Origin of the sequence: Inhella sp. (genome assembly GCF_027532025.1) — a bacterium.
Taxonomy (GTDB): Bacteria; Pseudomonadota; Gammaproteobacteria; order Burkholderiales; family Burkholderiaceae_C; genus Inhella.
Map to the genome: position 1 here is coordinate 21700 of NZ_JAPZSY010000005.1, position 19337 is coordinate 41036.

A 19337-nucleotide genomic window follows, 5' to 3' on the forward strand; every position below is an offset into this window, starting at 1 on the left:
TCAGTGCACCCGCCGCAGGTGCGGCGGGCGTTTGTTGGGGCGCCGCCAATACAGCATCAAGAGGTAAGCGCCCAGCATGCCGCCCAAGTGGGCAAAGTGCGCCACGCCCGTGCGACCGGTCACGCCCAGCAGCAACTCGATGCCGCCGTACAGCGTCACCAGCACCTTCATCTTCATCGGGATGGGCGGAATCAAAGGCATCACCACCTGCTCCCCGAAAACCAGCCCCATCACCAAGAGCAGTCCAAAAACGCCGCCTGAAATGCCGACCGTCGGCCACAGGCTTTGTGTGGCGAAGGTGACCACCAGTTGCACCAGGGCTGCCGTCAACACGCTGACCGCGACCAGCAGCCCATAGCGACGCTGACCCAGGTACTGCTCCACCTGCGCCCCGAACATGTACAGACCGAGCATGTTGAAAAACAGGTGGCCGAAGTCGCCGTGCATGAGCGCATAGGTCAGCAATTGCCAAGGCATGAAATAGCCGGACTGCAGGGGCCACAGCGCCAACCAACCCTTGATGTCGGGCGCCAAGATGCCGAGGCAAAAGAAGCCGATGCAGGCCAGCATCAAGGCCTTGGTGACGGGTGGCAGGGGGTGCATGCAGGGCGTTGGAATGGACGGCGCGAGCGAGTGTATGCGCGCAGTCAGGCCCCAAGCCTGGAGGGCTGTTCAACCGTTGGTGCCCAGGGCCGGACTCGAACCGGCACACCTTGCGGCGGGGGATTTTGAGTCCCCTGCGTCTACCGATTTCGCCACCTGGGCAGGTTGCTGGACGCGACCCCGTGTGCCGGGGAAACGTCGGCAAGGCAGTGCCTTGCTCGGAGGGCCGCGATTCTGCCACAAGCTCACGGGTCCTTGCGGCGGGGCGGCACAATCGTCGCCATGACCGGCATTCACCCCCCCTACCCCACCCTCGAGGATGTCATCGGCAACACGCCCTTGGTGCGCTTGTCTCGCGTGCTCGGGCCCGAGTTGGCCGACCGCGGCAACGTGCTCCTGGGCAAGCTCGAAGGCAACAACCCGGCCGGCTCGGTGAAGGACCGCCCCGCCATCAGCATGATCCGGCGCGCCGAGGAGCGCGGCGACATTCGCCCCGGCGACACGCTGATCGAAGCCACCAGCGGCAACACCGGCATCGCGCTGGCGATGGCGGCCGCCATCAAGGGCTATCGCATGGTGTTGGTGATGCCCGAGGACTTGTCGATCGAACGCGCTCAAACCATGAAAGCCTTCGGTGCGGAGCTCATCCTCACGCCGCGCAGCGGTGGCATGGAGTACGCCCGCGACCTCGCCGACCAGATGGCTCGGGAAGGCAAGGGGCGTGTGCTCGACCAATTCGCCAACAGCGACAACCCGCGCATCCATTTCGAGACCACCGGACCCGAGATCTGGCGCGACACGCAAGGCCGGGTGACCCACTTTGTCAGTGCCATGGGCACCACCGGCTCCATCACAGGGGTATCGCGCTTTCTCAAGAGCCAGAACCCCAGCGTGCGCGTCATCGGTGCGCAACCCGCCGAGGGCAGTCGCATCCCGGGCATCAGAAAGTGGCCAGAGGCTTACTTGCCCAAAATCTACGACCCCACCGGCGTGGATGAGATCGTCTTGGTCAGCCAAGCCGAGGCCGAGGAGATGGCACGTCGCTTGGCGCGCGAGGAAGGCCTGTTCGCCGGCATTTCGGCCGCTGGCGCCTGCTGCGTGGCGCTGTCCATCGCCCGCACGGTGAGGGACGCGACCATCGTCTTCATCGTGTGCGACCGAGGCGACCGATATCTGTCCACCGGCGTCTTCCCTGCCTGATCACAACCAAGGTCGCCCATGAAGTTTTGTCCAGAATGTGCGACCCCGTTGGCACCGATCGTGCGCGCGGAGGACGGCGGGGATCGGGAACGCCTGCGTTGCCCCGCGTGCGACTTCACCCACTGGAACAACCCCACGCCGGTGTTGGCTGCGGTGATCGAATGCACGGATCGGGACGGCCGCCTGCTGCTGGCCCGCAACGCCGCGTGGCCGGGCCGCTTTTTTGGCTTGGTCACGGGATTCATGGAGGCCGGTGAGTCGCCCGAGCAAGGCATCTTGCGCGAGGTCGCCGAAGAGACGTCGTTGCAAGCCACGCAGCCGCCCAAGCTCCTGGGCGTGTGGGACTTTCAAAAGATGAACCAACTCATCGTGGCCTACCACGTGGCGGCTCAAGGGCCCATCGTTCTCAGCCCCGAGTTGGCCGAGTACAAGCTGTTCGCTCCGCAAGAAGTGCGCTGTTGGCCCCAAGGAACGGGGCAGTCGCTGGCCACCTTCGTGCGTTCGCGGGGCCATGAACCGCTTTGGATGGAAAAACCATGAACGAGCATCCTCACGACCGCGAGATCGACGTGCGTGGCTTCAACTGCCCCATGCCCATTTTGAAGACGAAGAAGGCGCTGGCCGACATGCAGAGCGGTCAAGTGCTGCGCATCTTGGCCACCGACCCCGGCTCGACCCGCGACTTCCAAGCCTTTGCCAAGCAAACTGGCCACCGCCTGCTGGGTCAGAGTGAGTCCGGGGGCGAGTTCACCCACTGGCTGCAGGTGAAGTGAACCTCACCACCCCGACTCGGGAACGGGGTAGCGCAGGCGCATCCGCAGTTCGCGCTTCAGGCGCGCATTGCCGATGCGGCGGCTTTCGCTCAGAAAGCTCATTTGCATCGGGCTCAACACGGCCTCGGCCTCTTGCCGGCTGACCCTGGGCGGCCGAGGCAGGCCCAGCGCGTCGGCCGCCACATCGAAGTGGTCGCCCATCAGGCGCTCGCTGTCGTCCACCACGTTGATGGCTCGCAGCGGCCAACCCAGGTGCAGGGCTCGCCAACAGGCCCGGGCCAAGTCGTCGGCGTGGATGTGGTTGGTGAACACGTCGTCCTCGCGCCGCAACACCGCCCGAGCGGCCAGCAAGCGCTCGCGCGGGTGGCCTTCGCGGTCGGCGGCATAGATGCCCGGCGCGCGCAGCAGGCTCAAGCCCACGCCCTGGCGCACGGCCCAGGCGCGCAACACGTCCTCGGCGTCCACGCGGCGCCGGGCGCGGGGCGTTTGTGCCCGGCGTGCAGCAGTCTCGTCGATGCGCGCACCGCCCCAATCGCCGTACACCCCGGTGGTGGAAACGTAGACGAAGCGCCTGGGCGTGTGCGAGCGGCTCAAGGCTTGCACCAGGGCTCGGGTGCGCGGGTCGGTGTCGCCTTGGGTGGGTGGTGGCGCCAGGTGCATCACGGCATCGAAGCCACCGGCCAGCCGGCGCAGGCTGCGGGGGTCGTCCAGGTCGCCGTGGATCAGCGCCACGCCAAGGTGACGCAGCTTGGCCGGTGTGCGCGCGAGCACGGCCACCGCCACCCCGCGCGGCAAGAGTCGAAGCACGCGTTGACCCACATCGCCACACCCCACGATCAACAGGCGCATTGCATCTCCCTGGGACAATGGCGGCCAGTCTAGAAGCCTCTTTCCTGGTTCACCGCTGTCATGTCCCTCACCATCACCGTTCAGCCTGCTGGTCGCCAATTCTCCGTCGCCCGCGATGGCACCCTCCTGGCCGCCGCCATCGATCAGGGCATTGGCCTGCCCTACGGTTGCAAAGATGGCGCCTGTGGCTCTTGCAAGAGCAAGCTGTTGGAGGGGCGGGTCATCCACGGCGCGCACCAGGCCAAGGCATTGAGCGCCGACGAAGAGGCGGCCGGCTGGGTGCTCACCTGCTGTGCCATTCCGCAAACCGACTGCACGATCGAGGCCCGCAGCGTGCCGGCCGAAGGCGTGCACCCGGTGCTGAAAATGCCGGTGCGGGTCAGCAGCCTGACCCGGGCCGCGCCCGATGTGCTCATCGTCAAACTGCAACTGCCTGCCACGCAAAACTTTCGCTACCACCCGGGGCAATACCTCGAGTTCATCCTGCGCGATGGGTCGCGGCGCAGCTACAGCATGGCCAATGCCCCAGGGGAATCGCCCGAGGCCGAGTTGCACATCCGGCACATGCCGGGCGGCAAGTTCACCGACCACGCCTTTTCGGCCTTGAAAGAGCGGGACATCCTGCGTGCCGAAGGCCCCTTCGGCAGCTTCTTTCTGCGCGAAGGCGAGCAACCGATCGTGCTGTTGGCCAGCGGCACGGGGTTCGCCCCCATCAAGGCGCTCATCGAACAGCTGGAGCAGCAAAACAACCAACGCCCCGCCGTGCTGTACTGGGGCGGCCGCCGCCCGCAGGACCTCTACCTGCACGACTGGGTGATGGCGGCCACCCAGCGCCTGCCCTGGCTGCGTTACGTGCCCGTGGTGAGCGACGCCCTGCCGGAAGACGGGTGGACGGGCCGGACGGGCTTTGTGCACCGTGCCGTGCTGGAAGACCACGCCGACCTGCGTGGGCATCAGGTTTACGCCTGCGGTGCGCCCATCGTGGTGGAAAGCGCCCGGCGCGATTTCGTGTTGGAGGCTGGACTGCCCGACGAGCAGTTTTTCGCCGACGCCTTCACCAGCGAAGCCGACAAGCACGGCGCCTGATGTTCCAACCGCCTTTCACACCGGCTGCGCGTGTTGACGACAGCCTTCGCCAAGCCGGCTATGCCGTGCTCGCCCCCCCGGACACCGCCGCTTGGCTGGGCCAGCCTCTGGACGGGCTGCTGGCCCTGCATCGGCACTGGGACTCGCTGCCGCCCGACCAGCACCTGAAGGACGGCGGCCGCTACCGTCGCCGCCGCCACGGTTGCTGGGTGATCGACGGCCCGCAACTGACCCAGGCCTCACACCGCGCGCATTGGCAGAGCCTGGACTACAACGCTTTGCACGGCGGCATCGAGCGCTGGTTTCAACCCATCGAACCCGCCATGGCCGACGCCCCGGCATGGCGCGCGCTGCTCAGCCGCTTGGGCCGCACCGCCAGCACCCTGCGCGCGCCGCAGCCGTGGTATGCGGAGGCGCACCCGTTTCGCATCGACACCACCGACGGCATCGGACGCCCCACACCCGAGGGCGCGCACCGCGACGGCGTGGACCTCGTGGCGGTCGTGCTCTTGGGACGCCACGGCATCAAGGGCGGTGAGTCGCGCGTGTTCGAGGCCGAAGGGCCCAGGGGCTTGCGCTTCACGCTGACCGAGCCAGGCAGCTTGCTGCTGATGGACGATGCGCGAGTGATCCATGAGACCACCCCGATCCAGCCCGACGGCGTGTCGGTGGGGCACCGCGACACCCTGGTGGTCACGCTTCGCGCCGGCGGCTTCCAAGGCCCCTGACAATGCGGCCCCCCAGCGCCCGGGCCACAAGCTTGGCGCGCTGGTCTTTCCCTGCCACCCGCAACCCACGCAAGGCGTTACCCATGCCCTCTCTTTTCGGTCTGCATCACCAAGCCCCGCACGAACGCGTGCTCATCGCCTCGGACGAGGCCACCGGACTGCGCACCCTCATCGCCGTCCACAACACCGCCCGCGGCCCCGGTTTCGGTGGTTGCCGTTTCTGGGCCTACGAAAACGACCTGGCCGCGCTGCACGATGCCCAGCGCCTCTCTCAAGGCATGAGCTACAAGAACGCACTGGCCAACCTGCCCTTCGGCGGCGGCAAGGCGGTCATCGTCAAGCCCAAGGGCGACTTCGACCGCGAGGCCCTGTTCGCCGCCTTCGCCCGCGCTGTGGACAGCCTGCAAGGCGCTTACATCACCGCCGAAGACGTGGGAACCACCACGGCCGATATGCGCGTGGTGCAGCGCCACACCGCCTACGTCAGCGGCATCCCGCGCGAAGGCGCCTTCGGTGGCGACCCCAGCCCGAAAACGGCTTGGGGCGTGTTTGTCTCCATCCAGGCCGGCGCGCAAGCCGTGCTCGGCCGCAGCGACCTGCACGGCCTGACCGTGGCCATCCAGGGCTTGGGCGCGGTGGGCTGGCACCTGGCTGAGTTCTTGCAGCAGGCCGGCGCCCGCCTCATGGTGGCCGACATCGACCCGGCCAAGACCGCCAAGGCGCAAGAGCGCTTCGGCGCCACGGTGGTGGGCGTGGACCAGATCCTGAGCGCCCCGGCCGACATGCTGGCGCCCTGCGCGCTGGGCGCCAGCCTCAACGCGGCCACCATCCCCACGCTTCAAGCCAAGCTGGTCTGTGGCGCCGCCAACAACCAACTCGCTTTGCCCAGCGACGGGCAGTTGCTCGCTGAACGTGGCATCGCCTACTTGCCCGACTACTTGGTGAACGCCGGCGGCATCATTTCGGTGGCGCGCGAGTACCGCGGCGAGGGCGAGGAACAGGCGGTGATGGCCGAGGTCAGCCGCATCGCCGAGCGTGTCACCGAGTTGCTGGCGCGCATCAAGGTCAGTGGCCGCACGCCGGCGGCCGAGGCCGATGCGTGGGCCCAAAGCCTGCTGGTTCGAGCCTGAGCCCCAGCCCTCCGGGTGGGGCCGATCCCCATGGGTCGGCGGCGTGGCGCCCGCTACGCTGCCGGCCATGATCAAGACCTGGATTCGCCGCCTGGGCTGGCTGTTGCTGGCCCTGCTGGGGCTGGCCTGTGTGGCCCTCGCCATCTACCTGCTGCGGGCGCAGCCGCAACAAAGCGGCCAGCGCGCTGCGTCCGGTTTGGCCGCGGCGGTCACCATCGAACGCGATGCCCATGGCGTGCCCACCGTCAAGGCCGGCTCGTGGCCCGATCTGGCCTACGGGCTGGGGTTTGTGCACGGGCAGGACCGTGCTTGGCAGCTGGAATCGCAGCGCCGCATCGGACGCGGCGAGTTGGCCGAAGCCTTTGGGGCGACCGCCCTGGATGTCGATCGCTTCCTGCGCGCGCTGGGCGTGCGCCGCGCCGCCGAAGCCCGCTGGGCCTGGCTGCAGCGGCAAACCGATGCCGATTCCCAGCGCTCCATCGCCCTGTTGCAGGCCTACAGCCGCGGCGTGAATGCCGGCCGTGCCGCGCAGGCCCGCCCGCCCGAGATGCTGATCTTGAACCTGCCGCTGCACGACTGGACCCCCATCGACAGCTTGGCTTGGGCCCTGATGATGAGCTGGGACCTGAGCGGCAACTGGCACCATGAACTGCTGAGGCTTCGCTTGGCCTTGCAGCTGCCTGACGAGGGCCCGAACGGGCGCAGCGCCCTGGCGCGCATCCACACCCTGATGCCCGCTTACCCCGGCGACCGGCTGCCCGACACGGCCGACTACCCGGCCCTGTACCGCCAACTGGGGCTGGATCCCCAAAGGGCCGAGCACGTTGCCGCCGCCCTGCAGCAACAGGCGCCGCGCTCTGGCGTGGAAGGCACGGGCTCCAACAACTGGCTGGTGGCCGGCAGTCGCAGCGCCACGGGCTCGCCCCTGGTGGCCAACGACCCCCACCTGCATTTGCAAAGCCCGGCCCTTTGGTACCTGGCCCGGCTGGAGGCACCCGGCCTCAAGGTGGCCGGCGGCACCCTGCCCGGCCTGCCCTTCGTCGTGCTGGGCCAGAACGAGCGCATCGCCTGGGCCTTCACCAACACCGGACCGGACACACAGGACCTGTACCTGGAAGAGCTGCGCGAGCTTAACGGCCGCACCGAAATCCGCACGCCCACCGGATGGACCGCGGCCCATGTGCACGAGGAACGCATCCGCGTGAAGGGCGCGCCCGACGAGGTGCTGCGCGTGCGCGTGGGGCGCCACGGGCCCTTGATCTCCGATGCTGGCGTTGGCGCCGACCTGCTGGCCGCCACCGGCAAGCGCTACGGCCTGGCCATGCGCTGGGCCTCGCTGGACCCTGAGAGCGACCCCATCGCCGCCGGCGTGGGTCTCAACCAAGCCGGCAGCGTGGACGCGTTTTTCGGGGCGGCCCGTCGTTTCGCGGCCCCCATGCAAAACATGCTCGTGGCCGACCGCGACGGCCACACGGGCTTCATTGCGTCCGCCCTGGTGCCCGTGCGCGGCCCGCAGCATGACCTGCACGGGCTTGCGCCCGCCCCGGGCTGGGAGGCCCGCTACGACTGGCAAGGCTACCTGCCCCTGGACGCCATGCCGCGCGACAAGAACCCCGCTCGCGGCTGGATCGCCACCGCCAACCAGCGCACCGTGCCCGACGACTACCCCCACCACCTGTCGCACGAGTGGGCCTTGCCCTACCGCCAGCAGCGCATCGAACAGCTGCTGCAGGCCACGCCCAAGCACAGCCTGGACAGCTTCGCGGCCATGCAGGCCGACGTGCACAGCCTGGCTGCGGCCCCGCTGCTGCCCTGGCTGAAGAACGCGCGCAGCGCGCACGCTTTGGCGCCGGCGGCACAAGCCGCGCTGCGCGATTTCGACGGCACCATGCGAGCCGACAGCGCCGCCCCCCTGATCTTCTGGGCGTGGGCTCGCCAGCTCACCCTGGGCGTTTTCCAAGACGACCTGGGCGCTGCGCTCTTCGAGCGCGCCTTCGCCACTCGCTCCTTCCGAGATGCCTTGCACGAGCGCCTCGCCGCCAACGACGCCGCTTGGTGCGACGACCGACGCACACCTAAGGCCGAGACCTGTGCCGACCAAGCCGACGCGGCCCTGACGCGCGCGCTGGACGAACTGCAAGCGCGCTTCGGCCCCGACGTGGGGCGGTGGACTTGGGGCCAGGCCCACGTGGCCAAGGGCGAGCACCGTCCCTTCTCGCACGTGCCGGCGCTGCGGCCGATCTTCGAGCTGCGCACGCCGGTGGGCGGCGACACCTACACGGTCAACGTGTCGAGGGTGGACCTGCACCCCGACTGGGCGGGCGACGTGTACACCGACGACCACGGCCCCAGCCTGCGCACCCTGATGGACGTCGCCAACCCCGCTCGATCGCGCATGGTGCAGTCGACCGGCCAATCCGGCCTGCCTTGGCGTGCCACCTACCGCGACTTGCTGCCGCTGTGGCGGGACGGTCGCTACCTGCCCTTGTGGAGTGCCGAGCCGCCGGCGCACACGCTGGTCCTGCAGCCCCAATGAACAAGCCCGGCCAAGGGCCGGGCTTCTTGGACGAGCGCAGGGCTCACTCGCCCAGGTAAGCGGCTCGCACCTTCGGGTCGGCGAGCAAATCGCTGCCGCGGCCGGTCATCGTCACAGCGCCCGACTCCATGACGTAGCCCCGATTGGCCAGGGCCAAGGCCCGGCTGGCGTTTTGCTCCACCAGCAAGACGGTGACGCCCTTGCCATGGATGTCGTGCACTACCTCGAAGATCTTGTCGACCATGATGGGCGACAGGCCCATCGAAGGCTCGTCCAGCAACAGCACCTCTGGACGGGCCATCAGCGCGCGGCCCATGGCCAGCATCTGCTGCTCGCCACCGCTCATCGTGCCGGCCAGTTGATCCTTGCGTTCGCGCAGGCGGGGGAACAGGCCAAAGACCATCTGCATGTCCTGTGCGATGGCCTCGGTGTCGCGGCGGATGTAGGCCCCCATCTGCAGGTTCTCGGTGATGGTCATGCGCGTGAAGGTGCCTCGCCCCTCGGGCACCATCACCAAGCCCTGCTTGGCCAAGTTCCAAGCCCCCTGCCCCTTGATGGAGCGCCCCTTGAACAGCACCTCGCCCTCGGCGATGGATTGCAGGCCGGTGACGGCCTTGAGCGTCGTGGTCTTGCCGGCGCCGTTGGCCCCGATCAGGCTGACCAACTCGCCACGTCGCACCTCGAAATCGACGCCCTTGACGGCCTTGATGCCGCCGTACGACACCTTCAGGCCGCTGACCTGCAGCAGCACTTCGGCGGGGTTCTGATTCATGCCCGATCCCTCTCGCTCAACCGGCCTCAATGGGCCGCGTGACCGGCGCCCAGGTAGGCCTCGATCACTTTTTCGTTCTTCTGCACCTCGGCCGGCGTGCCTTCGGCGATTTGCTTGCCGTAGTCGAGTACCGTCACCCGGTCGCACAGGCCCATGACCAGCTTGACGTCGTGCTCGATCAGCAAGATGGTGCGGCCGTCGTTGCGGATGCGGTCGATCAGCTCGCGCAGCACCACCTTCTCGGTCTGGTTCATGCCGGCGGCCGGTTCGTCCAACGCGATCAGCTTGGGGTCGGTGGCCAGCGCGCGGGCGATCTCGAGCCGGCGCTGGTCGCCGTAGCTCAGCGTGCGGGCGCGGAACTCGGCGTGCTTGCCGATGCCCACGTAGTCCAGCAACTCCCGAGCCCGCGCCTCGATGGCGCGCTCTTCGGCCTTGAATCCCGGCGTGCGGAAGATCGCGCCCAGCACGCCCGAGCCCGTCCGCACGTGGCGCCCCACCATCACGTTTTCGAGCGCAGTCATTTCCGGGAACAAGCGGATGTTTTGGAACGTGCGGGCAATACCCGCCTTGGCCACCAAGTGCACAGCGGCCGGCTTGTAGGGCTGTCCGCCCAGCTCGAAGATGCCGCCATCGGGCACGTACAGGCCAGTGATCACGTTGAAGAACGTCGTCTTGCCCGCGCCGTTGGGCCCGATCAGCCCATAGACCTGACCTTGCTCGATGGTGATGCCCACCTCGCTCAAGGCCTGCACGCCACCAAAGCGCTTGGAGGCACCCTGGACTTTCAGAACGACGTTGCTCATGCCGCTTCTCCCTTGACCGGCGCGGCTTTGCCGTGCTCGGGGCTGGGCCACAAGCCGCGGGGCCGCACCAGCATGATGGTGATCATGGCCAGCGCGATCAGCATCTGGCGCAAGATGGACGCATCGATGCGCCCGCCGGTCAGGTTCTGGATGTCCCCCGCCACGTAGCGCAGCACCTCGGGCAAGGCGGCCAACAGCAAGGCGCCGAGGATGACGCCAGGCAAGTGCCCCATCCCACCCAGCACCACCATCGCCACGATCATGATGCTTTCCTGGAGGCTGAACGATTCCGGGCTGACAAACCCTTGGAAGCCCGCAAACATGGCCCCAGCCACGCCGCCGAAGGTGGCGCCCATGCCAAACGCCAGCAACTTGAGGTTGCGCGTGTTCAAGCCCATGGCCTTGGCGGCGATTTCGTCTTCGCGGATGGCCATCCAGGCGCGGCCAATGCGGCTGTTTTCTAGGCGCCAGCAGATGAGCACGCTGACGACGACCAAGACCAAGAACAACCAGTAGTACTGCGTCACGCCGGGGATGGACACCGACTCCCAGGTCTTGCCAAACAGGCTGATGTCGCCCAATTCGATGCGGCTCGACAGCGGATAGCCAAAGAGGGTGACGGGGTCGATGGTGCCGATGCCCCGCGGGCCGTTGGTGATGTTGACGGGGTGTTCCAAGTTGTTCAGGAACACGCGAATGATTTCGCCAAAGCCCAAGGTGACGATCGCCAGGTAGTCGCCGCGCAGCTTCAAGGTGGGCGCCCCCAGCAGCACACCCGCCAAGGCCGCCAGCGCCGCCGCCATCGGCAACACCACCCACAGCGGCGAATGCAAGCCGTCGGGGAAGGCGGTGGCGAAGCTCGCAAAGTTCTCCATCAGGTGCGGGCTGGCCAGCAAGGCGAACATGTAGGCGCCCACGGCGTAAAACGCCACGTAGCCCAGGTCCAACAAACCGGCGTAGCCCACCACCACGTTCAGCCCCAGGGCCAACAGCACATACAGCAGGGCCACGGCCATGATGCGGATGGGGCCGTTGCCCATGTCCATCACCTGCACGAACAGGGGCAGGGCCATGGCCAGCACCGCGCACACCCCAAAGGCGGTCATGCGTTGGGCATTGCTCATCGATGAAAACATGCTGCGTCCTCCCTCAGGCGCGGTCGGCCACGCGTTCGCCCAGCAGGCCCGAAGGCCGCAGCGTCAGCACCAGGATGAGGGCCACGAAGGCAAAGATGTCGGCGTAGTGGCTGCCCAAGACACCGCCGGTCAGTTGGCCCAAGTAACCGGCCCCGATGGCCTCGATCAGCCCCAACAGCACGCCCCCCACCATGGCACCGGCCAAATTGCCAATGCCACCCAACACGGCGGCGGTAAAGGCCTTGAGGCCGGGCATGAAGCCCATGCTGTGCTGCGCGGTGCCGTAATTCGCGGCCCACATCAAGCCGGCCACGGCAGCCAAGGCCGCGCCGATGACGAAGGTGGCTGAGATGACGAAGTCGGGCTTGACCCCCATGAGCGCCGCCACCCGAGGGTTCTCGGCCGTGGCGCGCATGGCGCGACCCAGCTTCGTCTTGTTCACCAGGAACATCAGCCCAGCCAACAGCACGCAGGTGGTGGCCAAGATCACCACCTGGGTCACCGAGATCACGGGACCGCCCAGGTTGATGGGCTCCACCGGCAACAGCTGCGGAAAGGGCTTGGGGTTGGGCTTCCAGATCACCATCGCCAGGGTCTGCAGCAGCAGGCTCATGCCCATGGCGGTGATGAGGGGGGCCAAGCGGGGCGCATTGCGCAGGGGTCGGTACGCGATCTTCTCGACCGAAAAGTTCACCACGCAGCACACCACGATGGCGCAAACCAAACCCGTGGCCATCAACAACCAGCCGGGCATGCCACTGCCACCGAGGAAGGTGATCACGGTCCACGCCGTGAGCGCCCCAATCATCAAGATCTCGCCATGCGCGAAATTGATGAGGTTGATGATGCCGTACACCATCGTGTAGCCCAAGGCCACCAGGGCGTACATGCTGCCCAAAACCAGGCCGTTGATGACCTGCTGAAAGAAGGTTTCCAAGCCGTACTCCTACCGCTGCGCCGAAGGCCAAGCGCGTTGGATTATGAGAGGGGCGATCGCCGCCCCTCTCCGTGGGAATACCCGGCCGTCAGAGCACGTTCACATGGGGCAGACCCAGGTCCCGGGCCACGGCGACGTGGGTGACTTGGCCCTCGTGCACCGTCAAACCCGCCGCCAGATGCGGGTCGGCTCGGCAGGCGGCCTGCCAGCCCAAATCGGCCAGCGCCAGCGTGAAGGGCAAGGTGGCGTTGTTCAGGGCAAACGTGCTGGTGCGCGGCACGGCACCCGGCATGTTGGCCACGCAGTAATGCACAACACCATCGACCACGTAAGTGGGGTCGGCATGGGTCGTCGCGTGGCTGGTCTCGAAGCAGCCGCCTTGGTCGATGGCCACGTCCACGATGACGCTGCCAGGCTTCATGCGCGCCAAGTGCGCGCGTCGCACGAGCTTGGGCGCCGAGGCGCCCGGCACCAGCACCGCACCGACCACGAGGTCGGCCCCCAGCACCGCCTCTTCGGTGGCGTCCAGGCTGGCATAGGCGGTGCGCAAGCGTCCGCCAAACACCTCGTCCAGTTGCCGCAAGCGGGGCAGGCTCTTGTCCAGCACCGTCACCTCGGCGCCCAGGCCCATGGCCATGCGCGCAGCATGGGTGCCCACCACGCCGCCGCCCAGCACGGCCACCTTGGCCGGCGCCACGCCGGGCACACCGCCCAACAACACGCCCAGGCCACCGTTGGCCTTTTGCAGGGCCACGGCGCCAACTTGGACGGCCATGCGGCCGGCCACTTCGCTCATGGGCGCCAGAAGCGGCAGGCCGCCGCGGGCATCGGTGATGGTCTCGTAGGCAATGGCGGTGCAGCCGCTCTTCATGAGCCCGGCCGCTTGTTCCGGGTCCGGCGCCAAGTGCAGGTAGGTGAACAGCAACTGGCCGCGGCGCAGCATGGCGCACTCTTGGGGCTGCGGCTCTTTGACCTTGACGATCATGTCGGCCTGCTCAAACACCGACGCCGCGTCCGGCAGGATCCGGGCGCCAGCGGCTTGGTAGGCGGCGTCGTCGCACCCGATGCCAGCGCCAGCGCCGGCTTGCACCATCACCTGGTGACCGTGGTGCACGGCCTCGCGCACGCTGGATGGCGTCATGCCGACGCGGTATTCGTGGTTCTTGATTTCGGTGGGGACACCAAGGCGCATGGGGCTCTCCGGTTGCGGGATGGAATGAAACACCGCCCATCGTCGTCCGAGCCGCGCCGCAGCAAATGGCAAGAAGTGCCTGGGCTAACCCTTGGTTTGCGCAACTTCATGCGAAACGGAGTCGATACTGCGCGTCATGAAAGCCAGTCTTGACCGAATCGATCGATCAATCTTGCGCCTTTTGCAAAGCGATGGTCGACTGAGCAACGCGCAGCTGGCCGAGCGCGTGTCGCTCAGCCCCTCCGCCTGCCTGCGGCGCCTGCAACGGCTGGAAGAAGACGGCGTGATCCACGGCTATCGCGCCGAGTTGAGTGGGAACGCCATCGGTCGGCCCACCACCGTGTTCATCGAGGTCACCTTGTCCAACCAGGGCACGGCCGCCCTCGACGCTTTCGAGCGCGCGGTGGCTGCCTGCCCCGACGTGCTGGAGTGCCACTTGATGAGTGGCGACTTCGACTACCTGCTGCGCGTGGCTGTGGCCGACTTGGCCGACTACGAGCGGCTGCACCGCCACCACCTGGCGGCCTTGCCTCATGTGGCCCGCGTTCGCACCGCGTTCGCCATGCGCGCCGTCGTGCCCAGCCGGGGTTTCCCGCTGTGAGCCCCGAACTGATCGCCCTGGCCGACGGTCTGCACCAAGCCCGCCAAGGTGGGCCCACGCTGCCGCCACATCCTGGGCTCACGTTGGCGGAGGCTTACCACGTGGCCGCCCACAACCACCGACGACGCGTGGCCGCGGGCGATGCCACCGTCGGCCGCAAAGTGGGCCACACCCAAACCGCCAACTGGGCGACGCTCGGCATCCAGGCGCCGAGTTGGGGCTGGCTGTACGCCAGCACCACATGGCGGCAATCGGCACGGCCAGTTGGCGCAGGCTGGCGCGAACCCAAGGTCGAGTTGGAGTTGGTGCTTCGCTTGTGCCAAGCGCCGCCGGCAGACGCCGATGAAGCGGCGCTGCTCCCGTGCATCGAAGCCGTCGCCTTGGGTTTGGAGTTCGTGGATCGACCCTACCCGGCCTGGGGCGGCAGCGTGGCCGATTCGGTGGCCGCTGGGGGCGTGCATGCTGGCCTGTGGATCGGCGAGCCCCAGCCGTGGTCGCACGCCATCGCCGCCGCCCTGCCCCACCTGTCGGCCGAGCTGCAGGTCGGATCGCAGGGCAGCCAGGGCGGCAGCGGCGGGGTCATGGGCAGCCCGCTGCGGGCGCTGGCAGCGCTCCAACGGGTGTTGACGGCGCAGTCCGCCCCAGCGCTGCAGGCCGGTGAGTGGATCAGCACCGGCGCGCTGGCCCCTGCCCTGCCTTACGCCGCCGCCGTGGCCTTGTCGGCCCGCGTGATGGGGCCCGGGTTCAGTCTTTCGGTGTGAGGGCGCGTCGCGCCGCCTGGTTGGCTTCGCGAAGGCGAGCCAGCTTGTCGGCGATCTTGACTTCCAGACCACGGTCGGTGGGCTCGTAGAAGCGAAGGTCATCGGGCACACCATCGGGAAGGTATCGCTCGCCCGCCGCAAAGCCGTCGGGCTCGTCGTGGGCGTAACGGTAACCGTCGCCCATGCCCAGGCCCTTCATCAGCTGGGTGGGGGCGTTGCGCAAGTGAAGGGGCACCGGACGGCTGGCGTCCTTCGCGACCCAAGCACGCACCGCCTTGTAGGCCACGTAGGCGGCGTTGCTCTTCGCCGCCACAGCCAAGTACACCACCGCCTGCGCCAGGGCCAGTTCGCCCTCGGGCGACCCCAGGCGTTCATAGACTTCGGCCGCGTCGAGCGCCAGGCGCAACGCGCGCGGGTCGGCCAGACCGATGTCCTCGCTGGCCATGCGCACCAGGCGGCGCGCCAGGTAGCGGGGGTCGGCCCCGCCATCCAACAGCCGGGCGAACCAGTACAGGCTGGCGTCGGGGTCGCTGCCACGCACGCTTTTGTGCAAGGCCGACATGGCGTCGTAAAACTGATCGCCCCCCTTGTCGAAGCGCCGAAGCTGCGCCCCCAAGGCCTGCTGCAAGTGATCGGTGTCGACCGGACCCTGCGCGGTTCGGGAGACGTTGTCCAGCGCATTCAGCATGCGGCGCGCATCGCCATCGGCGTAGGCAATGAGCGCATCTCGCGCGTCCTCCGTCCAGCGCGTGCCCAACAGGGCACAGCCCCGGTCGAACAAGCGCGCCAAGTCCGGCGGGCCCAGGGGTTCAAGCACGTGGACGGTGGCGCGCGACAGCAAGGCCGAATTCACCTCGAACGAGGGGTTTTCGGTGGTGGCACCGATGAACACGAACAACCCCGACTCCACGTGCGGCAAGAACGCGTCCTGCTGCGCCTTGTTGAAACGGTGCACTTCGTCCACGAACACCGCGGCGCGGCCGTGCAGCTTGGCTTGCTCCACGGCGTCGCGGATGTCCTTCACGCCCCCCAGCACGGCGGAAATCGCGATGAAAGGCAGAGCGCTGGCTTGCACCAGCAAGCGCGCCAGCGTGGTCTTGCCCACGCCCGGCGGCCCCCACAAGATCATCGAATGCAACTGCCCGCGCTCCACCGCCAGCCGCAGCGGCTGGCCCGGCCCCAGCAGCTTGCTTTGACCCACGACCTCGTCCAGCGTGGTGGGCCGCAGGCGCTCTGCCAACGGCACCTGCGCGGTGGCGCTGCCGAAGAGGTCGTCGGTCAAGGCGCTCCGCCGTCCACCACGTCCATGCCGGCTGTAGGCACGAACTGAAAGCGATCGGCGGCCAACGACACATTGACTTCCAAGGGGCCGAAGCTCAGCGTGGACTTCTGGCCGAGCCCGTCGACGATCTCCATCGCGGCCAGCAACTTGCCCTTGAGTCCGATGCGCAAGCGCTGGATGCCGGCGTCCGCCTGCTTGGGCGTGGCCGCCACCCAGGCCACGCCGTTGACTTCGGGGTCCGCCTTGAGCACGAAAGCATCGCCCAGCGACGTTCCCGCCAAGATGGCGACCGGCGTGGCGCTGACGACCTGGCTCATGGGCCGGCTGCTGGCCTGCATCAACTCGGGGTCGATCAACCACACCTTCTTGCCGTCGCCGATCAGCGTCTGCGCCTCGGGCGGCTGGTAGTCGAAACGGAACCGGTTGGGGCGCAGAAATTCAAAGCTGCCCTGGGTGCTGCGGCGCTTTTTTCCGTCGGGCGACACCACCACCTGGGTGAAGCTCACGCGACCCGACTGCACTTCGCGCTGGAAGGCCGCCAATTGCTCCAAGGCGTTCGATTGCGCCCAGGCGGGAGCGGCCACCAGCGCGGCCAAGGTCCATATACAACGTCGCTTCATTCGTCTCGCTTGGGGATGATCAATTCGCGGTTGCCGTTGGTGGCCATGCCGCTCACCAGGCCCGACTTCTCCATTTGCTCGAGCAGGCGCGCGGCGCGGTTGTAGCCGATGCGCAGGTGGCGCTGCACCAAGCTGATGGAGGCCTTGCGATGCTCGAGCACCACCGCCACCGCTTGGTCGTACATCGGGTCGCTCTCGCCGTCGCTGGCGCCCGCACCGGTGGCGCCGGCCTCGCCGCCCTCGCCTTCCAGCACGCCGCCCTCCAGGATGCCCTCGATGTAGTTCGGCTCGCCGCCCTGCTCTTTCAGGTACGCCACCACGCGGTGCACCTCGTCGTCGCTCACGTAGGCGCCATGCACCCGCACCGGCAGGCCGGTGCCGCTGGGCATGTAGAGCATGTCGCCCATGCCCAGCAAGGCTTCGGCGCCCATTTGGTCGAGGATGGTTCGCGAGTCGATCTTGCTGCTGACCTGAAACGACAGGCGCGTCGGAATGTTGGCCTTGATCAGCCCGGTGATCACGTCCACGCTGGGACGCTGGGTCGCCAAGATCAAGTGAATGCCCGCAGCACGCGCCTTCTGGGCCAGGCGGGCGATCAGTTCCTCGATCTTCTTTCCCACCACCATCATCAGGTCGGCCAATTCGTCGATCACCACCACGATGTGCGGCAGGCGGTCCAGCGGCTCGGGCGCCTCCGGCGTCAGGCTGAAGGGGTTGGGGATGGACTGCTCCTTGCCCTTGGCTTCGTCGATTTTCTTGTTGTAGCCCGCGAGGTTGCGCACACCCATCTTGCTCATGAGCTTGTAGCGGCGTTCCATCTCGCCCACGCACCAATTCAGCGCGTTGGCGGCCTGCTTCATGTCCGTCACCACCGGGCACAGCAGGTGCGGAATGCCCTCGTAGACGCTCATTTCCAGCATCTTGGGGTCGATCAGGATCAAACGAACATCACGCGCCTCGGCCTTGTAGAGCAGGCTCAAAATCATGGCGTTGATGCCCACCGACTTGCCCGAACCGGTCGTGCCGGCCACCAAGCAGTGGGGCATCTTGGCCAAGTCGGCCACCACAGGCGCACCCACGATGTCCTTGCCCAGGCCCATAGTCAGCAGGCTCTGCGCATCGGCATACACCTGCGACCCCAACACCTCGCACAACCGGATGGTCTGGCGGCGCGCGTTGGGCAACTCCAACGCCATGTAGTTTTTGCCGGGAATCGTCTCCACCACGCGAATGGACACCAGGCTCAATGAGCGCGCGAGGTCCTTGGCCAGGTTCACGACCTGCGACCCCTTCACGCCCGTGGCCGGCTCGATCTCGTAGCGCGTGATCACCGGGCCCGGGTAGGCCGCCACGACACGCACCTCGACGCCAAAGTCCTTGAGCTTCTTCTCGATCAACCGGCTCGTCATCTCCAGCGATTCCGGCGTCACGGTCTCCACACGCGCCGCCGGCGCATCCAGCAGGTCAATCTGCGGCAACTTGGCGTCGTTGAGCTCCTGAAACAGCGGCTGCTGGCGCTCGGCGGCCACCCGGGTGCTCAATGGCACCTCGACCGGCACGTTGAGCACTGGCGGCTCGATGTGCCGGGGCTGGTGGGTCTCGGCCTCCAGCGCGCGCTCCACCTTGGCCACCTCGACCTCGGCCTCGCGCTGCTCCATGGCCTGCTGACCCAAGCGTTCGTCTTCTCGCACCTCGCGGGCCAAAAGCCGACGATGCCGCGCGGCCTCCAGAGCGGCCCCGATGCGCTCGGCCAGCTGCAGCCAAGAGAAGCCCAGCGCCCAAGCCAAGCCCCACACCAGGAGCACGATGCCCACCAAGCCCGAACCCGCAAAGCCCAACCACTGCATGGCGCGGGGGCCCAGCTCGTAACCCAACACGCCCCCAGCATGGCCTGGCATGCGCGTTTCCCAGCCGTACAGGCGGGTCCACTCCAACAGGCAGCTGGCCAGCAGCAAGACCACCAGCCCCACCGGCACCCGCCAGGGCTGGCTGGGGCCGACGGGGCGAGAACCGTCGCGCCACAACGACGCCAAGGCACCCGCCCAATGGCGCAACGCCACCAGAACCAGCCACCAGGCCGACAGGCCGAAGCTGAACAGAAGAAGATCAGAGACCCAGGCGCCCACGGCCCCGAGTCGGTTCGCCGGGAGGTGGCGGTCGGTGGCGATGGAGAACGCGCTGTCCTTGGCGTCGTGACTGCCCAGCGCCAAGGTCAGCAAAACGATGAGCACCGCCCCCAGCACCAGGGCCAATGGCAACACCCAGCTTCGCGCACCGCCGGATGCGCCCGAAGGCGGGTTCTCGTACGTCAGATCATGGGCCCTCATG

19 protein-coding genes and 1 tRNA gene are annotated in these 19337 nt (G+C 67.5%); 9 read left to right on the top strand and 11 right to left on the bottom strand.

Annotation, left to right across the window (positions count from 1 at the left end):
• Entirely contained in the window at window positions 1-603 is a 603-nt protein-coding gene (locus O9335_RS01400) for a rhomboid family intramembrane serine protease (protein WP_298382418.1), read from the bottom strand.
• Between the two features lie 77 nt (window positions 604-680).
• Window positions 681-765 (bottom strand) — tRNA-Leu (locus O9335_RS01405).
• A gap of 120 nt (window positions 766-885) precedes the next feature.
• On the opposite strand from O9335_RS01405, the gene cysM reads away from it, so the two are divergent.
• From cysM to O9335_RS01420, 3 genes are read left to right on the top strand one after another with little or no spacing between them, the layout of a single operon-like run.
• On the top strand, window positions 886-1803 hold the full coding sequence (gene cysM, locus O9335_RS01410) for a cysteine synthase CysM (RefSeq protein ID WP_298382421.1): 918 nt from the start codon (window positions 886-888) through the stop codon (window positions 1801-1803).
• Window positions 1804-1821: 18 nt separating this feature from the next.
• On the top strand, window positions 1822-2343 hold the full coding sequence (locus O9335_RS01415; protein WP_298382424.1) for an NUDIX hydrolase: 522 nt from the start codon (window positions 1822-1824) through the stop codon (window positions 2341-2343).
• Window positions 2340-2576 (top strand): sulfurtransferase TusA family protein, encoded by a 237-nt coding sequence (locus O9335_RS01420; RefSeq protein WP_298382427.1) that lies wholly within the window; start codon window positions 2340-2342, stop codon window positions 2574-2576. The genes O9335_RS01415 and O9335_RS01420 overlap by 4 nt, the downstream gene beginning before the upstream one ends.
• Before the next feature lie 3 nt (window positions 2577-2579).
• Here the strand turns inward: O9335_RS01420 and O9335_RS01425 are convergent, their stop codons facing one another.
• Window positions 2580-3425 carry an NAD(P)H-binding protein gene (locus O9335_RS01425; protein WP_298382430.1) on the bottom strand — a complete coding sequence of 282 codons (846 nt, stop codon included), beginning with the start codon at window positions 3423-3425 and terminating at the stop codon, window positions 2580-2582.
• A 60-nt stretch (window positions 3426-3485) separates the two neighbouring features.
• On the opposite strand from O9335_RS01425, the gene O9335_RS01430 reads away from it, so the two are divergent.
• The 4 genes from O9335_RS01430 (at window position 3486) to O9335_RS01445 (ending at window position 8905) form a co-directional block, all read left to right on the top strand.
• Window positions 3486-4511, top strand: coding sequence for a CDP-6-deoxy-delta-3,4-glucoseen reductase (locus O9335_RS01430; RefSeq protein ID WP_298382433.1), 1026 nt, complete (start codon window positions 3486-3488; stop codon window positions 4509-4511).
• Window positions 4511-5239, top strand: coding sequence for a 2OG-Fe dioxygenase family protein (locus tag O9335_RS01435; RefSeq protein WP_298382437.1), 729 nt, complete (start codon window positions 4511-4513; stop codon window positions 5237-5239). The genes O9335_RS01430 and O9335_RS01435 overlap by 1 nt, the downstream gene beginning before the upstream one ends.
• A gap of 83 nt (window positions 5240-5322) precedes the next feature.
• Complete coding sequence (locus O9335_RS01440; protein ID WP_298382440.1) at window positions 5323-6369, top strand: Glu/Leu/Phe/Val dehydrogenase dimerization domain-containing protein; 1047 nt, start codon at window positions 5323-5325, stop codon at window positions 6367-6369.
• A gap of 67 nt (window positions 6370-6436) precedes the next feature.
• Window positions 6437-8905, top strand: a complete 2469-nt coding sequence (locus tag O9335_RS01445; RefSeq protein ID WP_298382466.1) for a penicillin acylase family protein — start codon at window positions 6437-6439, stop codon at window positions 8903-8905.
• Window positions 8906-8948: 43 nt separating this feature from the next.
• Here the strand turns inward: O9335_RS01445 and O9335_RS01450 are convergent, their stop codons facing one another.
• The 5 genes from O9335_RS01450 to ald all read right to left on the bottom strand — a co-directional run bounded on the left by O9335_RS01450 (window position 8949) and on the right by ald (window position 13745).
• Window positions 8949-9677 carry an ABC transporter ATP-binding protein gene (locus O9335_RS01450; RefSeq protein WP_298382469.1) on the bottom strand — a complete coding sequence of 243 codons (729 nt, stop codon included), beginning with the start codon at window positions 9675-9677 and terminating at the stop codon, window positions 8949-8951.
• A 26-nt stretch (window positions 9678-9703) separates the two neighbouring features.
• Complete coding sequence (locus tag O9335_RS01455; RefSeq protein WP_298382472.1) at window positions 9704-10480, bottom strand: ABC transporter ATP-binding protein; 777 nt, start codon at window positions 10478-10480, stop codon at window positions 9704-9706.
• On the bottom strand, window positions 10477-11604 hold the full coding sequence (locus O9335_RS01460) for an ABC transporter ATP-binding protein (protein ID WP_298382524.1): 1128 nt from the start codon (window positions 11602-11604) through the stop codon (window positions 10477-10479). The genes O9335_RS01455 and O9335_RS01460 overlap by 4 nt, the downstream gene beginning before the upstream one ends.
• Window positions 11605-11629: 25 nt before the next feature.
• A complete protein-coding gene (locus O9335_RS01465; RefSeq protein ID WP_298382475.1) occupies window positions 11630-12553 on the bottom strand; it encodes a branched-chain amino acid ABC transporter permease in 924 nt (307 codons plus the stop codon).
• An 88-nt stretch (window positions 12554-12641) separates the two neighbouring features.
• On the bottom strand, window positions 12642-13745 hold the full coding sequence (gene ald, locus O9335_RS01470; RefSeq protein WP_298382477.1) for an alanine dehydrogenase: 1104 nt from the start codon (window positions 13743-13745) through the stop codon (window positions 12642-12644).
• Window positions 13746-13881: 136 nt separating this feature from the next.
• Here ald and O9335_RS01475 point away from each other — a divergent pair, with 136 nt between their 5' ends.
• Together O9335_RS01475 and O9335_RS01480 are read left to right on the top strand one after the other, a co-directional pair.
• Window positions 13882-14346, top strand: coding sequence for an Lrp/AsnC family transcriptional regulator (locus O9335_RS01475; protein ID WP_298382480.1), 465 nt, complete (start codon window positions 13882-13884; stop codon window positions 14344-14346).
• Window positions 14343-15107 carry a hypothetical protein gene (locus O9335_RS01480; RefSeq protein WP_298382483.1) on the top strand — a complete coding sequence of 255 codons (765 nt, stop codon included), beginning with the start codon at window positions 14343-14345 and terminating at the stop codon, window positions 15105-15107. The genes O9335_RS01475 and O9335_RS01480 overlap by 4 nt, the downstream gene beginning before the upstream one ends.
• Here the strand turns inward: O9335_RS01480 and O9335_RS01485 are convergent.
• The 3 genes from O9335_RS01485 to O9335_RS01495 are packed head-to-tail and all read right to left on the bottom strand — an operon-like array spanning window position 15091 to window position 19336.
• Window positions 15091-16389 (bottom strand): replication-associated recombination protein A, encoded by a 1299-nt coding sequence (locus tag O9335_RS01485; protein WP_298382485.1) that lies wholly within the window; start codon window positions 16387-16389, stop codon window positions 15091-15093. The genes O9335_RS01480 and O9335_RS01485 overlap by 17 nt on opposite strands.
• Entirely contained in the window at window positions 16386-17009 is a 624-nt protein-coding gene (lolA, locus tag O9335_RS01490; protein WP_298382488.1) for an outer membrane lipoprotein chaperone LolA, read from the bottom strand. The genes O9335_RS01485 and lolA overlap by 4 nt, the downstream gene beginning before the upstream one ends.
• The gene (locus tag O9335_RS01495) at window positions 17006-19336 is read right to left on the bottom strand and encodes a DNA translocase FtsK (RefSeq protein WP_298382491.1); all 2331 of its coding nucleotides are present in this window, start codon (window positions 19334-19336) and stop codon (window positions 17006-17008) included. Before O9335_RS01495 ends, lolA begins: the two co-directional genes overlap by 4 nt.
• Between the last annotated feature and the right edge of the window lies 1 nt (window position 19337).